Genomic DNA, 16079 nt, shown 5'->3' on the forward strand with positions numbered 1-16079 from the left:
CGATCTCGCGGGGCTGCCGGGGGCTCCCCGGCGGCCGGGCCGCGGCCCGCGCGGCGCCCTCACCGGGGAACACCGCCGGCGGCCACTGGCTAGCGCAGGGCGTCGGCGACCTCGCGGGCGGCGTCGACCACGCGCGGGCCCACCCGCTCAGGTACGGCGTCGGCCAGCATCACCACGCCGACGCTGCCCTCCAGCCCGGTGATGCCGACCAGCGGGGCGGCGGCACCGCTGGCGCCCGCTTCGAGTTCGCCGTGGGTCAGGGTGTAGCCGGGCTCTATGAGCGTGCCCTGGCGGGCGGCCAGGATGGCCCGGCCGGCCGCACCGCGGTCCAGGGGGTGCCGGAAACCGGCCCGGTAGGCGACGTGGTAGTCGGTCCAGGTCGGCTCGACGACGGCGACGGCGAGCGCCTCGGTGCCGTCGACGAGGGTCAGGTGCGCGGTGGCGCCTATGTCCTCGGCGAGCGAGCGCAGCGCGGGCAGCGCCGCCTCCCGCACGAGCGGGTGGACCTGACGCCCCAGCCGCAGCACGCCGAGCCCGACGCGGGCCCGGCCGCCGAGGTCGCGGCGGACCAGGGCGTGCTGTTCGAGGGTCGCGAGCAGTCGGTAGACCACGGTGCGGTTGACACCGAGGCGGTTGGAAAGCTCGGTGACAGTCAGACCGTGGTCGGTGTCAGCGAGCAGCTTGAGGACTCTCAGCCCTCGATCGAGAGTCTGGGAGGTTTCCGCGGTCACGACGCTTCTCCCTCTCCTTCGGGTGGGCGGCGGTGACTCTCACGGGGTGGAGCGCTGCCGGTCCCTCGGCGACGCACGGAGAGGCCGCCGGTAGCGGCCATGGCACCGGCTGCGCTCCCGCGGCGGCGCTGCCACGGGGCGTTCGATGCGGGGACAGTAGCGAGCAGGTTCGCTCAGCGGAAGGCCTCGTCCAGAATCCGGGCGCCTACTGTCGGTTTGTGTCATTTTCTGAGGACGGCTGTGCCAATTCGTAATGTTCCTCAAGCGAAAACCGCTTTACAGCACCCTTAGTCTGATCACGTTCAAAAAGATTTTTGGGGGTGGGCAGGGCGTGCAACGCCGTGCCCACGTAGGGGAAAGAAGTACAAGTGAAGCTGAAGCGCATGGCCATCGTCGCCGCCGCTGCCGTGGTGGGCCCGACGGTCCTCATGGCCACGCCCGCCATGGCGGACGAGGTCCAGAACCCGGCGATCACCACGCCGGACGCGGCTCCGGCCGCCGACGCCGCCGCCAAGCCGGCCGCGGAGGCCCCGGCGACCCCGGCGGAGGCTGCCAAGCCCGCCGCGGAGACCCCGGCCGCCGAGACCCCGGCCGCGAAGCCCGCCGCCGAGACCCCGGCGACCCCGGCCGCCGACGCCGCGAAGCCGGCCGCGGAGACCCCGGCGGTTCCCGCCGCCGACGCCGCCAAGCCCGCCGCGGACGCCAAGCCCGCCGCCCAGACCCCGGCTCCGGCCGCGAAGGCCGCGGACGCGGCCGACGCCAAGGACGCCGCGAAGTGGGTGGCCGACGGCCCGAAGCTCGCGATCAAGGACCTGCCGTCCTCCTTCAAGGCCGGCGGCGGCTGGCAGGAGTTCACCATCCAGGTGGACAACACCGGCGGCAAGGACCACAAGGACTACTCGCTCGGCGTCGACCTGCTGACCCGTACGACGAAGTTCGACAACGGCTACATCGCCCTTGAGGTCTACCTCCCCGACGAGGAGGGCAACTGGGACTGGTACCCGGCGGAGTCCAGCGGCTCCGACGGCGTGTTCAACCTGGACTTCGGCCGCGGCGCGATCGCCAAGGACGACAAGTTCGACATCAAGCTCCGCCTGAAGTTCGCGAAGAACGCCCCGGCGGACGACATCGCGATCACCCCCACCGGCTGGAGCAACGAGGAGGGTGACGAGAGCTTCTCGAAGAACAACTACGTGACCTCCAAGCTGGAGGGCGCCGGCTCCAACGGCGGCGGCAACACCGGGAACGGCGGCCACACCGGCAACAACGGTGGCGGCCACACCGGCGGCGGCACCAAGCCGAACGGTGGTACCTCCACCACGCCGATCGTCGACCACAACACCGGCACCGGCTCCACCGGCACGGGCACCACGGGCACCACCACCAACGCCGGTGGTCAGCTCGCCGAGACCGGTACCGACGCGGCCACCACCTGGGCCCTCGGCGCCGGCGGCGTCGCGCTCGCCCTGGGTGCGGCCCTCGTCGCGGGCAACGGCCGCCGTCGGCGCGTCGGCGCCTGACGGCAGCCGGTAAACAGCCAGTAGGCAGTACGGGAACGGGGTCCGTGCGCAGCAGCGCAAGGACCCCGTTCCGCGTGTCACACCCCCCGCGGACGCGCTACCGCATCCGCGTGGCCCACTCCTGCACCTTCTTGATCCGCTCGCGCAGCTGCCCCGCCGTCGCCTCCGCGCTCGGCGGTCCGCCGCACACCCGGCGCAGCTCCGTGTGGATCACCCCGTGCGGCTTGCCGCTCTGGTGGACGTACGCACCGACCATCGTGTTCAGCGACTTGCGCAGCTCCAGCAGCTCCTTGTGCGAAACCACCGGCCGCCTGTCGGCCGGCAGCTCCAGCAGGTCCGCCTCCGAGTCCGGCTTGCGGCGGCTGTGCGCGATCTGGCGCGACTGCCGCTTCTGGAGCAGCATCTGCACCTGGTCCGGCTCCAGCAGCCCCGGGATGCCGAGGTAGTCCTGCTCCTCCTCGCTGCCGGGGTGCGCCTGCATGCCGAACTCGGCGCCGTCGTAGAGCACCCGGTCGAACACGGCGTCGGACTCCAGCGCCTCGAAGGACATCTGCTCGTCCTCGCCGGTGTCCTCGTCCTCCTGCCGGTTCGCCTCGTCCATCTCCTTCTCGGACTCGGCGTACGGGTCCTCCTCGCCCTGCTTCTTCGGCTTGTCGAGGACGTGGTCTCGCTCGACCTCCATCTCGTTCGCGAAGCCGAGGAGGTAGGGGATCGTCGGAAGGAACACGGACGCCGTCTCGCCGCGCCTGCGCGATCGCACGAAACGCCCGACCGCCTGCGCGAAGAACAGCGGCGTCGAGATCGTCGTCGCGTACACGCCGACCGCCAGGCGCGGGACGTCGACACCCTCGGACACCATGCGGACCGCGACCATCCAGCGGTCGTCGTTCCCGCTGAAGGTGTCGATGTTCTTCGAGGCGCCCGTGTCGTCCGAGAGCACCAGGGTCGCCTTGGTCCCGGTGATCTCGCGGATCAGCTTGGCGTACGCGCGTGCCGAGTCCTGGTCGGAGGCGATGACGAGGCCGCCCGCGTCCGGGATGCCCTTCCTGACCTCCGTCAGGCGCTGGTCGGCGGCGCGCAGCACGTTCGGCATCCAGTCGCCGCGCGCGTCCAGCGCCGTGCGCCAGGCCTGCGAGATGGCGTCCTTGGTCATCGGCTCGCCGAGGCGGGCCGCGATCTCGTCGCCCGCCTTGGTGCGCCAGCGCATGTTGCCGCTGTAGGAGAGGAAGATGACCGGCCGCACGACGCCGTCGCCGAGCGCGTTGCCGTAGCCGTACGTGTAGTCCGCGGAGGACCGGCGGATCCCGTCGTTGCCCTCCTCGTACGTGACGAAGGGGATCGGGTTCGTGTCGGACCGGAAGGGCGTGCCGGTCAGGGCCAGGCGCCGGGTCGCCGGGTCGAAGGCCTCCAGGCAGGCCTCGCCCCAGGACTTCGAGTCGCCCGCGTGGTGGATCTCGTCGAGGATCACCAGGGTCTTGCGCTGCTCGCAGCGGTTGCGGTGCAGCATCGGGCGGACGCCGACACCCGCGTAGGTGACGGCGACCCCGTGGTAATCCTTGCTCAGCGGCCCGGCGGAGTACTCCGGGTCGAGCCGGATGCCTATCCGGGCCGCCGCCTCCGCCCACTGCTTCTTCAGGTGCTCGGTCGGCGCGACGACGGTCACCTGCTGCACCACGTGGTGGTGCAGCAGCCAGGACGCGAGGGTCAGCGCGAAGGTGGTCTTTCCGGCTCCGGGGGTCGCCACCGCGAGGAAGTCGCGCGGCTGCGTCTCGATGTACCGGGTCAGGGCACCCTCCTGCCAGGCACGCAGCTTGCTCGCGGTGCCCCACGGCGCGCGGCCGGGGAAGGCGGGTGAGAGGTGGTGGGAGGCGGTAGTAGTCACGGTCTCCGGTTCGTCTCAGTCACGGTCGCGGTCGTACGTAGGACAACCGGGCCACCTTACCGGCCCCCGCCCGCCCCTTCCGGAGGGACAGGCCCGTGACCTCGGCGGGTGCGGCGAGCGTCACATCGCGCGCAACCGCTCGGCGATCACGGCGACATCGGCCTCGTGGCCGGCGGCCACGTCGATGACCAGGTCGTACGCCGTGTCCTGGTCCACCGCCGCGAGGTCCACGCCGTTCACGGCGAGGAAGGTGGCGGCGGCCAGCCAGGCGGTGCGCTTGTTGCCGTCGACCAGGGGGTGGTTCGCGGCGATGCCGTGGAGCAGCGCGGCGGCCTGCTCGTACGGGTCCTCGTAGGCGGGCGTCCCCAGCATGCGGGCCCGTGGCCGGTGCACGGCGGACTCCAGCAGCCCAGGGGCGCGCAGCTCCACGGGCTGGTCCTGGGCCAGGCAGGCGTGCCGGGCGAGGTCGAGGACCTCGGCGAGGGTGAGGTGGCGCACGGCAGGGGTCTCGCTCACTGCCCGAGCCTCTCCAGCAGCGGGGCGTGGGCACGGGCTAGGCGCGCGGCGGCCTCCCCGACGCGCTCACGCTCCGCCCGCAGGTGCTCCCGTACGGCGTCCAGCGCGAGCGCCTCGGGCGTGCGGCCGGTGGCGTCGGCCAGGTCGGAGAGCTCGGCGCGCTCGGCGTCGGAGAGGGGGACGTTCAGCTCGTACATGCCGCCGAACCTATCCCCTCGGGCCGACCGCCTCCTCAGCTTTTCCGGGTGCCCGTCCCGGCGGGGGCGGGAGCCGTCCCCTGGCTCTCCGGGGCGGGGTCCAGCCGGGTCGCGACCCACGCCCCCACCAGCGCCACGCACGCCATCGGCAGGAACACCGCCAGGAAGGCGGCGGGGTGCGAGGCGGAGGCGGCGCCCCCGGTCGGGGTGTGCCCGGCCGACCCCACCGCTCCCCCGCCGAGCCCGGCGAAGGCCGCGCCCACGGCCGCGAGCAGCACCACGTTCGCGAGGGCGTCGGAGATCTGGAGCGCGGCGGAGTTCGCGCCGGCCTCCTCGGGCGCCGACAGTTCCAGCAGCAGCACGCTGGTCGGGCCGATCACCAGCCCCATGCCGAGGCAGCCACCCGCCCACGCCAGCGCCACCGTCCAGACGGGGACGGCCTCGATGAGCACCGCCGGGGCCGCCGCGATGGCGAGGGCCACCATCACCATCCCGGCGACCATGAGCCGCTCCCGGTACGGCGCCATCCGCCCCTTGGACTGCACCCAGGAGCCGACCGCCCACGTCACCCCGCCCAGCGCCAGCGAGAAGCCGGCCATCGTGGGGCTCAGCCCCCGCTGGGTGACCAGCATCAGCGGCACGAAGCTCTCGGCCCCGATGAAGGCCCCCGCCGCGACCCCGCGCAGCAGCACCACGGACGGCAGACCGCGCCGGGCCAGGTACGTCCCGCGCGGCATCAGCGCCCGCACGGCCGGCACCAGCAGGGCCACGCCCGCGGCGCCGGGCAGCAGCGAGAGCCAGCACAGGTCCTGGGCGGCGTACTGGAGCAGCCCCGCGCCCAGCGAGATCCCGAGGGCGAACCCGATCCGGCGCCGGTCGAACGCGACGGCCGCCCCGGGGTCGACGGGCCCGGAAGCGGTCCGCCGGATCGCGGGCAGGGCCACCACCAGCGGTACGACGACCAGCGCCGGGATGCCGAGGAACACCCAGCGCCAGCCGAGGTGCTCGGTGACCGTCCCGGCGGCGAGCGGCCCGACGATGGACGGCACGACCCAGCTCGCGGCGAAGGCGGCCATGATGGCGGGCCTCAGCCGCTCCTCGTAGGCCCGGCTGACCACCACGTAGAGCGCGACGATGACCAGCCCGCCCCCGAACCCCTGCACGGCCCGCCCGAGGACGAAGACCTCCATGCCCACGGCGGTCCCGGAGCACACCAGCCCGGCGGCGAAGGCCCCGATCCCGACGGTGAGCGGCCGCAGCGGCCCTTGCCGGTCGGACCACTGCCCGGACAGGACCATGCCGAAGAGGCTGGTGGTGAAGTAGGCGGAGAACGCGAAGGCGTAGAGCCCGATCCCGTCCAGCTCCCGGGCGGCGACGGGCATGGCCGTCCCGACGGCGGTGGCCTCGAAGGCGATCAGGAAGATGACGGAGATCATCCCGACACTGAGCGTCCGGTACGCGGGCCCGAGAACGCCGCCCTGCGGGGGCGGGGCGGCGTCGGGCACGGATATCCGGGGTTCAAGGGCGCTCATCGCCCCAGAGTAAGGCCCGCACCGCGCTGACGCCCCTGTCTTTTGGGCTGATCCCTCCTCGTCCCCGGGACCTAGGACTGTGAACGCGACATGGCAGTCACATTGCACCCCACCCGCCACCCTTCCCGGCTCCGCGGACCACCCGTAGCGTCGTACGCGTCACCACCACAGCCGTGTGCCCGAGTGGTTGAGGGACTCGCCTGCAAAGCGAGTTACGCCGGTTCGATTCCGGTCACGGCTTCTCACCGAGGCCGCCCGGGGGATCCGTCCCCCGGGCGGCCTCGCCGGTGTGCGGGACCCTACGGGGCGGGGCTTCCGGCGGGCGCCGAGCCGGCACCGGCCGCCGGCGGCAGCTCCTGCGCCCGGGCGGGGAGCCCGCCGTCATCCACGCACCCGAGCGCCTTGGCGACGGCCAGCGCCGCCGAGTGGGTGACGGCCAGGTAGTCCTGAGCGAGGGCGGCCGCACCCTTGCTCGCCTGCCACTGCTCTTGGAACGCCGCGGTGACCTGCAAGGGAACGTCAGAGGTCGAGCCGACCCGCGCACTGACACAGTCAAACGTGAGGTCGACCGACTTCCCCTGCGCCCAGACCCTCGGCCCCCGAGCGCTTACTCCCGGAAGATCGGCCGGGTCTGCGTCGTACTTGCTGTATGCGGTGAACATGACATGCGCTATTGGACGGTAACCGCCCTTCCCCATCCCTACGATCCTGCAGACCGGTTGAGGTGCGTAATGGATCTTTGAGCCGGAGCGGTAGGCGTCCTCCATGGCCCGCGCGACCACCCCGACCTCCGGGTTCCCCTTCTCGTCGCGGACCTGAAACTCCGTGGATTCGAGAATCCGCTCCAACGCCTTCCCTGCGTCGTCCGCGAAGAGCCCGGCGCAGACCTGGCTGACGGAGAGCAGCGGCTCAGCGGTGGTCGAGGCGGCGCGCTCCGGCTCAGCGGCAGAGCAGCCCACCACCGCCGCACCGAAGGCCGCCCCCCAGAGCATCAGGGCAACCGGCCGCCGCGGTATCGGGCTCCGGCTCACTCGACACCCTTGGTCTGGGCCTCATGGCCCTGCTGACGGGCGATGGAGTTGCCGGTTTCGTACCCGATGCGCATCGACTCGACGAAATCGTTCCCGAAGTCGCTGTTCGGATCGATGCGATGGCGCTCCATGAACTTCCGCATGGGCGCCTCGGCGCTGTGCTCACCCGCCTGGAACATGGCCTTGTTGCTGTCGTGTGTCGCGCCGTCGATCTTGTCCTTGTGCTCTTCCTTGACCTCGTCCGACCACTCTCCCACGACCCCTGAGACCGCCTGCTCGGCAGCACCACTGCCGAGATCGATGGCCAGCGGAACGACGACCGCTGCCGCTCCCGCTGCTGCGGCCGTGGCGGGCAGGAAGGCCACACCGCCCGCGATGGCCGCCGTCGTCCCGAACTCGACCCAGGCGGACTGCTGTTCGTGCGCCCTCTCGTACTCCTCGTGCTTCTTCTCCCCGACGCCCTGAACCTGTCCCGCTCGGGACTCGTCGAGGATGCCCTGCACCTCCGCCGTGGTCCGGATCGTCGAACGGGCCCGGCCCTCATCGATCTTTCCGTCGTGCTCCGCCTGGCCTTCCAGCACGCTCGCGGAGTAGACACGCTCTGCGGTGGAGACGGTGGCGTATGCATCGGGATGCTGCCCGAGCACGGCCAGCAGGTCACGGGCGCCGTCGCGCTCGAATTTCACATGGGCCTGGTCGTCCCCGTCCCGTGGGGCGAAGACGCTGTGGTCGGGGTCCGAGCTCAGCGCGCGGTTGACGTCATCGATGTACCCGGCGGTCATATTGCCCAGGCTGTCGGCCAGGACGTCCTGGTGATGGAGGAGTCCGGCGTCGCCGCCGTACTTGGCCGCGGCCGCCGCCATGACCGCCGCGCCGGTTTCGGTCCGGTGGAGCTCAGGCTTCGGGTCGTCCCAGGCATGACCGAGGGCGGCCGCCTCCAGGGCATGGCCCAGGGCATCCGGCATGTGCTTCTCGACCTTCTTCAGGTCGTCGAAGTTCGTGCCCTCCATGTCGATGGTGCAGTCGTAGTCCTCCCGGGCGAAGAAATCGAGGTAGCCGGTGATCGGCTTGCCCTTGGCGTCCTTGCCCAGGTTCGCAACGCCGGGCTTCTCCGTGCCGTCCTGGTTGTAGGCGTGCGGAGGCCGTTCGGGGTCGAAGAACGCGGCCGAAGCCTCCGGGCTGTGCCCCAGTGCCTCCAGGAAGCTGACCACCGGGTCGTATCCGGCGCCGTTGATCCCGGAGGGGTTCAACAGGTTCTTGCCGAGACCGTCCAGGCGGCGGGTCCCGTTGAAGAAGTCGGGGTCCTTCGCGTGGATCTGGGTGGCGTGTTCGGCGATGGGGACCAGGAACTTGGGGTCGTAGTTGCCGTAGCGCATGATCCCGCCGAGCAGCTGGTAGCCGTAGGGCGGGTTCTGGTCGTACTTCGCCAGCGGGATGTGCTGGGTGCCGAGCTTGCGCAGCTCCTGCGCGTAGCTGTCGGGGAGGTGCGGCTCGGACGTGGAGCGGGTCGCCGTCGCGAGGTTCAGGCCCAGGTTCTTCTGGAGTTCCTGGACGTCCTTGAGCCGCTGTTCGTCGACCTTGCCCCACTCCTGGGTGTCGGTCGACATGGAGCCGAAGAACTGGAGCGCGCCCTTGGGTCCCAGCTCCTGGTAGAAGGCCGTCGAGAACTCCGGAGCCTTCGCGTTGTCCGCCAGCAGCTCGTTCAGCTCCACGAGCTCGGCGTGGGAGAGGTCCCGCCCCTTCTTCGCGAGGGCGGCGGCGTGGCCGGCCTGCTCGGCGGCGAGGCCGGCGTACTTGGGTGAGCCGAAGTTGTGGTCCTCGGCGACGTTGGCGCCCAGGAGACGGGCGAGCGACTGGTCGACGTCGTCGCAGGCGTCGACGGCCGCGTCGATCTTCGCCTGCCACTGGGGCAGGTTGACGCGGATGGACTCCTGGTAGTCGGGGTCGTGCCGGGCAGCGTAGCGCTCCTCCCCGGTGACGAGGGGGGCGGCCTGCACCTTGCCCTTGGCGTCCACCCGGAAGCCCGCGGCCGGCACCTCTTCCTCGGAGAGCTTCTTCAGCCGGTCACGGGACGAGGTGAACGTGGCGTGGGCCTGGGTGAGCGCCTGGTGGATGCCCTTGGCCTCCTTGGCGGCGTCCTCGAACTCCTTGGCCGTCTTCGCCACGAATGGCCGTGCCACCCCGGCGGTGACCCCGCTCCACTCGGCCTTGTCGGCCTTGGCCTTCATGCCGTTGCGGGCCGCCTCGGCCAGCTCCTCCAGCTTCGCGGCCATCGCCTGCCAGTCGGTGGCCGCCGTCTGGAGCTTGTCGACCGGAGCGTTGAGCACGTTCTCGTACGTCAGCACGGGCGCCGCCTACTTGAGGTATTCGTCGAGCTTCGAGGTCGTGAACTCGGCGTAGAGCTGCTGCTCTTCCTTGTTGTGCGAGGAGAGGGAGTAGTTCAGCCCGTTGGAGATCTGCGCGCAGGCGGCGACCAGGGTCTTCACCTGGCTATCCCAACGAGAGTTGAGCTTCGTCAGGGCCGCCCCGCTCGCGAAGCCCTCCTTGCCGAGCGCGCCAGCCGCTTCGGCGGTGGCGGTGGCGGCGTGCTTGCCGTCGGTCTGGAGGCGGGAGTGCAGAGTGTGGGCCTCGGTGCCGATGGCGCCGATGTGGTCCTGGTTGAGTTCGAGGTCCTGGCCGCCGGTGCCCGGGGCCGCCTGGTTGAGCCGCATGGAGACGTTGGCCGCTGCGGTGGTGCGCGCGGCGGCCCATTCCTCGTCGAACGACATCCGGGCCTCCATGGGCGGTCGGTTCGGTTCAGCGACGGTTGCGACGTACGACGACGGCGGTAACGGCTCCGCCGATGACGACACAGGCACCCAGCCCGAGGGCGATCCACGGGAGGCTACTGCCGTCACTCTTTTTAACGCCTGCCTCGGGCTGCGGTACGGGCTTGGACGCGCCAGTTTCCGCCGTTTTCCCGCCAGAGGCGCCTGCCGCCGCCAGATCAGGAAGCGGATAGACGTCCGCGGGCCCCGGATCCCCGGGCGTGGGTACGGCAACGCGCGGCCGCACGACGCCGTACCCGACGTAGTCGTTCCGCGCGGCACCGTCGACGGGCTTGCCGGCGGTGTTCAGCAGGACCCGCAGGACCTGGTTGTTGGTCCAGTCGGGGTGCGCGGACCAGAGGAGGGCGGCGGAGGCGGAGGCGAGGGCGGTCGCGTCACTGGTGCCGTGGCTGGAGCAGAGCCCCGTCTTTCCTCCGCAGGCTGTGACGATGTCCATGCCCGGGGCCGCAATGTCGACCTGTGGGCCGTGTTGCGACTCCTTGGTGGCAGCGCCGTCCTGGTCGACCGCCGCCACTCCCACTACTCCCGGCGTCGCAGCCGGGTAGAGAACCGAGTTCGTCGTATCCCCGTCATTGCCGACACCAGCGAAGATCAACTTTCCTTTGGACAGCGCATACTTCACGGCGTCCGCCCGTTCGGGATCATCCTCGCCAGTCACCAGCGAGATGTTGATGATCTTGGCATCCGAGTCCGCCGCATACCGAATCGCTGCCGTAAAAGTCGGCCTCGTCGAATTCATTTCGTTCGGCACCCGAATCGGAATAATCTTGGCCCCTGGCGCCAGGCCAAAGGCCCCATCGCCGCTCGGATGCCTTCCAGAACCGGCAATCACGGCAGCCATAGAGGTACCGTGCTTGTCGTAGTCGGTCCGCTCATCGCCCTCGTAACTCTTCTGCCCGGCTGCGAAGTCCTTGCCCGGAAGAACCTGCCCCTCAAGTTCGGGGATGCGATCTACACCAGTGTCAATGACTGCGACAGTGACACCTTTGCCGGTGCTGGTCTTCCAGATGTCATCGGCCTTCATGGCATCGAGGTGCCACTGCCGCTCGCGGATCGTCTGCGCATGCGCAGGGGTAACGGCGATCCCCGCCAGTAGCAGACCCACCAGGGCCGAGGCCGCCTTGCGCATACGCATCGCCTGTAACGTCCGTTCTCGCTCAGTCGATCACCGGTGGAACGACACGGCGGTCACCCTGCCAGGTCTCTTCATCCTCAGCCAGATAGTCGGGACGCCCCGTTCCCGGGCCTCCACGAGGCTTACCGGGGCCTGAGACACCACCGCCACCATGCCCCAACGCGCCAGCCCCTGAGCCGCCGCGCACCAGACCGGAACCGCCCTGGGTGAACGACTGGCCGCCTGCCACAGACCGGCTGCCGCCAGCATTCTGGCGCCCTCCGACCACCCCACCTGGCTCCATCGCCAACCGACGGCCGGCTACCGAACCGCTGCCCGAGGGGCCGTGTGGGCCTCCAAGGCCTCCACCACCCATCATTCCGCCCCTTGCACCCGTCTGCGTGCCCTCCGCGCCGATTACCGTGCCACGCGAAATGCCCGGCGTCGGACTGTTCGGGGAAAGAGGCTTGCCACCCACGATTCCCGTGTCCCGCGGGGACAGGACGGGGATGCCACCACCCTTGCCACCGACGCCAACCGGAGGCCTCGTGCCCGAAAAGGGGCCGCCCGTGCGACCCACATGGCCAGGGACCGGGGGAAGCGGCGGTGGCAGGAGAGGCCCACCGGAAGGAATGCTGGGGCCGACCGGACTTGGCCCACCAGGCCCACCGGTTGCCGGAGGCGCTGTCCTGTCTGGCAACGTGGCCACGTGGTCAAGGTCCACGCCAACGTCGCGCCCTGAAATGATCTGCGACGGGGACGGAGTCGGGTGAGGCTGCGTAGGCAGGTTACTGTCGGGCGGCAACTGGTGGGTCCCCGAGCTCTGCACATTCGAGGACGCACCGCTTCCCGGCGTAGGCGGCACGTACGAAGCGCTCCCTGAAACTGAACCGCCGATGGAACCTCCCCTCGCACGATCCAGGTCGGTATCACCGGCAGAGACGCGAATCGGCTCGAACACCTTGGGCGGTGGCGGGAACGTAGGGATCTCCGCCTTGTTCATCTGGGTCGCCGACAGGTCATACGACTGCGCCAGCTTCGTCAGCTGCTGGATCGCCTCCTGGCGGTCGCCATTCAGCTTCGAGTGGGCCGTGCGGCCCAGCTGCTGGGCGTCCGGGTCGTTGTGAAACTTGTGTGCCGCCGCCAGATCCGCCGCCGCCGACGTGTCGTACTTCGGGGTGTTGGTCTTGACCTCCAGCATCGTCTGGGCAGCCTGCGTCATCCACTTGCTGCCCTCCTCGCTGTAATCCGCCAGCCGCAACGTCGCGTTGCCCGCCCACGTCACCCACTCCTGGAAGCTGTCGGCCGCCTCGCCCTCCCACCCCGTCACCTGGTGCTTCCGCAGGCTCTCACCGATGTCCTTGATCGCGACCGCCGCACCCTGCAGCTGCGTGGCGCGCGCGACGACCGTCGCCGAGTCCAGAGAGGCGATCATCGCGAGCAACTGTTCGTGCGAGTAGGCCTCAAAATCCGTCGCCATCAGAAGGAACCCTTCGACGTGCTCGGAATCAGAGTGAGTTTCAAGGTCTCATCCTCCTGGAGGCGTCAGCGGCGGTTGCGGCGTACGGCGACGGCGGTCACGGCCCCGCCGATGACGACGCAGGCACCCAGCCCGAGGGCGATCCACGGAAGGCTGCTGCCGCTGTCGCTCTTGCGCCCGGCGGACTCAGCCTGGGGTGCGGGCTTCGAGTCGGTGGAGGGAGCCGTGGGCTTGTTCGCGGCGGCGGCTGCCGCCAAATCGGGAAGCGGGTAGACGTCCGCGGGCCCCGGATCCCCGGGCGTCGGAACGGCAACGCGCGGCCGCACGACGCCGTACCCGACGTAGTCGTTCCGCCCGGCCCCGTCGACGGGCTTCCCGGCGGTGTTCAGCAGGACCCGGAGAACCTGGTTGTTGGTCCAGTCGGGGTGCGCGGACCAGAGGAGGGCGGCGGAGGCGGAGGCCAGGGCGGTTGCGTTACTGGTGCCGTGGCCGACGCAGACTTCCGTCTTACCCAGGCAGGCGCCGTAGATATCAACTCCGGGAGCGGACAGGTCCACCTGCGGGCCATGCTCCGATTCCTTGGTGGCACCGCCGTCAGGGCCGATTCCCGCCACACCCACCACCCCTGGCGTCGCTGCCGGGTACTTGAGGTTATTGAGCGTTTCCCCATCATTCCCGACGCCCGCAAAGATCAACTTTCCTTTGGAGAGCGCATACTTCACCGCATCAATCCGCGCAGGGTCATCCTGATCGGTCGCCATGGAGATGTTGATGATCTTGGCATCGGAGTCCGCCGCGTAACGGATCGCCTGCGTCCAACCAGGGTTCGTCTGATCGTTTTCAATCGGAACGCGAATCGGAAGAATCTTCGCGCCTGGTGCCAGTCCGAATGCCCCGTCGCCGCTGGGGTGCTTTCCGGTCCCAGCGATGAGCGCAGCCATCGTCGTGCCGTGGTTGTCGTAGTCGGTGCGTTCATCGCCTTCTTGCGTAGTGGCGAAATTCTTACCGGGAAGAACCTGCCCCTCCAGCTCAGAAACGCGCGCCACGCCACTGTCGATCACAGCCACGGTGACACCCTTGCCAGTGGCGGTCTTCCAGATCTCGTCAGCTTTCATGGCATCGAGATGCCACTGACGCTCCCGGATCGTCTGCGCATGAGCCGGGGTCGCGGCGATGCCGGCCAGCAGAAGACCCACCAGGGCCGAGGTCGCCTTGCGCATACGCATCCCGTGCAACATCCGTTCCGCTCAGTCGATCACTGGCGGAACGACACGACGATCACCCTGCCAGGTCTCTTCGTCCTCGGCCAGGTAATCGGGACGGCCGCCCCCCTGGCTCCTTCGCCGCTCAGCCGGAGCCGACGTACCAGCAATGCCCTGGTGCAGTCCGCTCCCAGTCATCCCTGGACCTGGTCCATTCCGGACTAGGCCCGATCCTCCCTGGGTGAATGACTGGCCAGCCGTTGCCTGACGCCCACCAACAACGCCACCCGGCTCCATCGCCAGGCGGCGGCCGACCGGGGAAGTGCCCCGGGGCCCCTGCGGACTGCTGCCGACGCCAGCACCCATCGGACCACTCACCCCCCGACCACCAGGCTGCGCGCCTTCCGTGCCGATGACGGTGCCACGGGGAATACCAGCACCCGAGGGGCCGGCGGAAATGGGCCTTCCCCCTACGATGCCGGTGTCGCGAGGCGGTAGGCCAACCTGGCCACCAATACCAGCCCCCGGCGGCCTCACGCTCGGCAGCGGTCTGATGCCCGGGCCAGGCACCCCGGGCATCGGGGGCAGCGTCAAGGCCGGCGCAGGCGGCATGGGGACCGGGCCGCCCCCGCCCGGAAGGACGGGCCCACCTCCGCCAGGCAAACCAGTGACGGGCGGCAAGGTCGTAACCGGAAATGTCGCTGCGTGATCGAGGCCTACGCCGACCCCGCGATCGGGAGGCAGCAGTGTCGGGGCAAGCCCCGTCGACAAGTCACCACCTGTAGAGGGATGGCGACCCGGCACCCCGACAGCTTGGTTCGTTGAAACATTGCCGTAGGAGGGCGACGGAGCGGAGGAGGCGCCGCCCACCCCTGACGCGCTAGAGCTGCCGGTCGAGCGATCAACGCTCGTCAGAGGGGTGACACCTCTGGGCTCGAACACCTTGGGCGGTGGCGGGAACGTAGGGGCCTCCGCCTTGTTCATCTGGGTCGCCGACGTGTCGTACGACTGCGCCAGCTTAGTCAGTTGCTGGATCGCCTCATGGCGGTCACCGCTCAGCTTCGAGTGGGCCGTCTGGCCCAGCTGCTGGGCGTCCGGGTCGTTGTGGAACTCGTGCGCCGCCGCCAGGTTCGCCGCCGCCGACGTGTCGTACTTCGGGGTGTTGGCCTTGACCTCCACCATCGTCTGGGCCGCGTGCGTCATCCACTTGCTGCCCTCCTGGCTGTAATCCGCCAGCCGCAGCGTCGCGTTGCCCGCCCGGGTCACCCACTTCTGGAACTCGTCGGCCGCTACCCCCTCCCACCCCTTGACCTGGTGCTTCCTGAGGCTCTCGCCAATGTCCTTGATCGCGACCGCGGCACCCTCCAACTGGGTGGCGCGCGCGACGACCGTCGCCGAGTCCAGAGAGGCGATCATCGCGAGCAGCTGCTCGTGCGTGTAACCCTCGAAGTCCGTCGCCATCAGAGGGAACCCCCGGACGTGCTGGGGGTGGGAGTCGGGGTGCCTTGCTGGGCCGCGGCCTTTCGGCGGGCTTCCTCCTCCTCGCGGACCAGCGGGTCGCGGTCGCGGACGTAGTCCCGCTTCGACTGCCGGATGATGGCCCGCATGCGCGCCTGCGTGTCCTCGTCCACCCCCGCGTAGCCCTTGCCCGTCGTCAGGACCGCGATGCCGAGGGCCTCGATCTGGGATGCCAGGCCCTGGGAGAGCTTCTGCAGCTCCGAGTGGACCGTCGAGTACGCCTTGAAGAGGGAGTCGGCCTCCGGGAAGCCCGTGCCGAGGGTGCCCGTCGGGAGGGTGCCGTCGGCGAGGTTCTTGTCGGCCGCCTCCGAGCCGTCCAGCTTCTTCAGGAGGGCGTCGACCAGTTTTTTGTAGCCGGCCATCGACTCGTACTCGACCCTGAGGGCCTGCGCCTGACTCATGATGGCGTCCGCCACGCCCGCGCTGACGTTGCCCCCCAACAGCATCGGCCCGTTGTCCTCTGCCACGCCGGCCTCCCCGCTTCCCCGTCTCCCCGCGGGCGCGGCGCCCGTCTGCGGCGCCGCTCCC

14 protein-coding genes and 1 tRNA gene are annotated in these 16079 nt (G+C 70.0%); 2 read left to right on the plus strand and 13 right to left on the minus strand.

What is annotated here, in order from left to right; all coding sequences use genetic code 11:
* Positions 1-89 precede the first annotated feature (89 nt).
* Complete coding sequence (locus ACEPPI_RS17820) at positions 90-731, minus strand: IclR family transcriptional regulator (RefSeq protein ID WP_008742627.1); 642 nt, start codon at positions 729-731, stop codon at positions 90-92.
* A 368-nt stretch (positions 732-1099) separates the two neighbouring features.
* Between ACEPPI_RS17820 and ACEPPI_RS17825 the strand changes: the two genes are divergently transcribed.
* Positions 1100-2251, plus strand: a complete 1152-nt coding sequence (locus ACEPPI_RS17825) for a hypothetical protein (RefSeq protein ID WP_373916204.1) — start codon at positions 1100-1102, stop codon at positions 2249-2251.
* Positions 2252-2348: 97 nt separating this feature from the next.
* On the opposite strand, the gene ACEPPI_RS17830 is transcribed toward ACEPPI_RS17825, so the two are convergent.
* The 4 genes from ACEPPI_RS17830 to ACEPPI_RS17845 all read right to left on the minus strand — a co-directional run bounded on the left by ACEPPI_RS17830 (position 2349) and on the right by ACEPPI_RS17845 (position 6378).
* A complete protein-coding gene (locus ACEPPI_RS17830) occupies positions 2349-4133 on the minus strand; it encodes a DEAD/DEAH box helicase (RefSeq protein WP_373916205.1) in 1785 nt (594 codons plus the stop codon).
* A 120-nt stretch (positions 4134-4253) separates the two neighbouring features.
* Positions 4254-4649: a type II toxin-antitoxin system death-on-curing family toxin gene (locus tag ACEPPI_RS17835; RefSeq protein WP_373916206.1), complete on the minus strand. Its 396-nt coding sequence runs from the start codon at positions 4647-4649 to the stop codon at positions 4254-4256.
* A complete protein-coding gene (locus ACEPPI_RS17840; RefSeq protein ID WP_373916207.1) occupies positions 4646-4846 on the minus strand; it encodes a hypothetical protein in 201 nt (66 codons plus the stop codon). Before ACEPPI_RS17840 ends, ACEPPI_RS17835 begins: the two co-directional genes overlap by 4 nt.
* A 35-nt stretch (positions 4847-4881) precedes the next feature.
* Entirely contained in the window at positions 4882-6378 is a 1497-nt protein-coding gene (locus tag ACEPPI_RS17845; protein ID WP_373916208.1) for an MFS transporter, read from the minus strand.
* 169 nt (positions 6379-6547) lie between these two features.
* On the opposite strand from ACEPPI_RS17845, the gene ACEPPI_RS17850 reads away from it, so the two are divergent.
* A tRNA-Cys gene (locus ACEPPI_RS17850) sits at positions 6548-6619 on the plus strand.
* A gap of 58 nt (positions 6620-6677) precedes the next feature.
* On the opposite strand, the gene ACEPPI_RS17855 is transcribed toward ACEPPI_RS17850, so the two are convergent.
* From ACEPPI_RS17855 to ACEPPI_RS17890, 8 genes are all read right to left on the minus strand, one after another.
* Positions 6678-7370: a hypothetical protein gene (locus tag ACEPPI_RS17855; protein ID WP_373916209.1), complete on the minus strand. Its 693-nt coding sequence runs from the start codon at positions 7368-7370 to the stop codon at positions 6678-6680.
* 35 nt (positions 7371-7405) lie between these two features.
* A complete protein-coding gene (locus ACEPPI_RS17860; RefSeq protein WP_373916210.1) occupies positions 7406-9754 on the minus strand; it encodes a hypothetical protein in 2349 nt (782 codons plus the stop codon).
* Positions 9755-9763: 9 nt separating this feature from the next.
* Complete coding sequence (locus tag ACEPPI_RS17865) at positions 9764-10177, minus strand: hypothetical protein (protein ID WP_373916211.1); 414 nt, start codon at positions 10175-10177, stop codon at positions 9764-9766.
* 28 nt (positions 10178-10205) lie between these two features.
* Positions 10206-11372 (minus strand): type VII secretion-associated serine protease mycosin, encoded by a 1167-nt coding sequence (mycP, locus tag ACEPPI_RS17870; protein ID WP_373916212.1) that lies wholly within the window; start codon positions 11370-11372, stop codon positions 10206-10208.
* Between the two features lie 22 nt (positions 11373-11394).
* Positions 11395-12831: a WXG100 family type VII secretion target gene (locus tag ACEPPI_RS17875; protein WP_373916213.1), complete on the minus strand. Its 1437-nt coding sequence runs from the start codon at positions 12829-12831 to the stop codon at positions 11395-11397.
* Positions 12832-12896: 65 nt separating this feature from the next.
* Entirely contained in the window at positions 12897-14057 is a 1161-nt protein-coding gene (gene mycP / locus ACEPPI_RS17880; protein ID WP_373916214.1) for a type VII secretion-associated serine protease mycosin, read from the minus strand.
* A 21-nt stretch (positions 14058-14078) separates the two neighbouring features.
* Positions 14079-15494, minus strand: a complete 1416-nt coding sequence (locus ACEPPI_RS17885) for a WXG100 family type VII secretion target (RefSeq protein WP_373916215.1) — start codon at positions 15492-15494, stop codon at positions 14079-14081.
* Complete coding sequence (locus ACEPPI_RS17890; protein ID WP_373916216.1) at positions 15494-16018, minus strand: hypothetical protein; 525 nt, start codon at positions 16016-16018, stop codon at positions 15494-15496. The genes ACEPPI_RS17885 and ACEPPI_RS17890 overlap by 1 nt, the downstream gene beginning before the upstream one ends.
* Between the last annotated feature and the right edge of the window lie 61 nt (positions 16019-16079).

The sequence above is a fragment of the Streptomyces sp. AB3(2024) genome (assembly GCF_041862025.1).
In the GTDB taxonomy this organism is placed as follows: Bacteria; Actinomycetota; Actinomycetes; order Streptomycetales; family Streptomycetaceae; genus Streptomyces.

What these genes read in the sequence shown, in the direction of transcription:
- ACEPPI_RS17840 (WP_373916207.1), bottom strand. Translation starts at nt 4,846, where the DNA reads ATGTACGAGCTGAACGTCCCCCTCTCCGACGCCGAGCGCGCCGAGCTC.
- ACEPPI_RS17845 (WP_373916208.1), bottom strand. Translation starts at nt 6,378, where the DNA reads ATGAGCGCCCTTGAACCCCGGATATCCGTGCCCGACGCCGCCCCGCCC.
- ACEPPI_RS17855 (WP_373916209.1), bottom strand. Translation starts at nt 7,370, where the DNA reads ATGCTCTGGGGGGCGGCCTTCGGTGCGGCGGTGGTGGGCTGCTCTGCC.
- ACEPPI_RS17865 (WP_373916211.1), bottom strand. Translation starts at nt 10,177, where the DNA reads ATGTCGTTCGACGAGGAATGGGCCGCCGCGCGCACCACCGCAGCGGCC.
- mycP (WP_373916212.1), bottom strand. Translation starts at nt 11,372, where the DNA reads ATGCGTATGCGCAAGGCGGCCTCGGCCCTGGTGGGTCTGCTACTGGCG.
- ACEPPI_RS17875 (WP_373916213.1), bottom strand. Translation starts at nt 12,831, where the DNA reads ATGGCGACGGATTTTGAGGCCTACTCGCACGAACAGTTGCTCGCGATG.
- mycP (WP_373916214.1), bottom strand. Translation starts at nt 14,057, where the DNA reads ATGCGTATGCGCAAGGCGACCTCGGCCCTGGTGGGTCTTCTGCTGGCC.
- ACEPPI_RS17885 (WP_373916215.1), bottom strand. Translation starts at nt 15,494, where the DNA reads ATGGCGACGGACTTCGAGGGTTACACGCACGAGCAGCTGCTCGCGATG.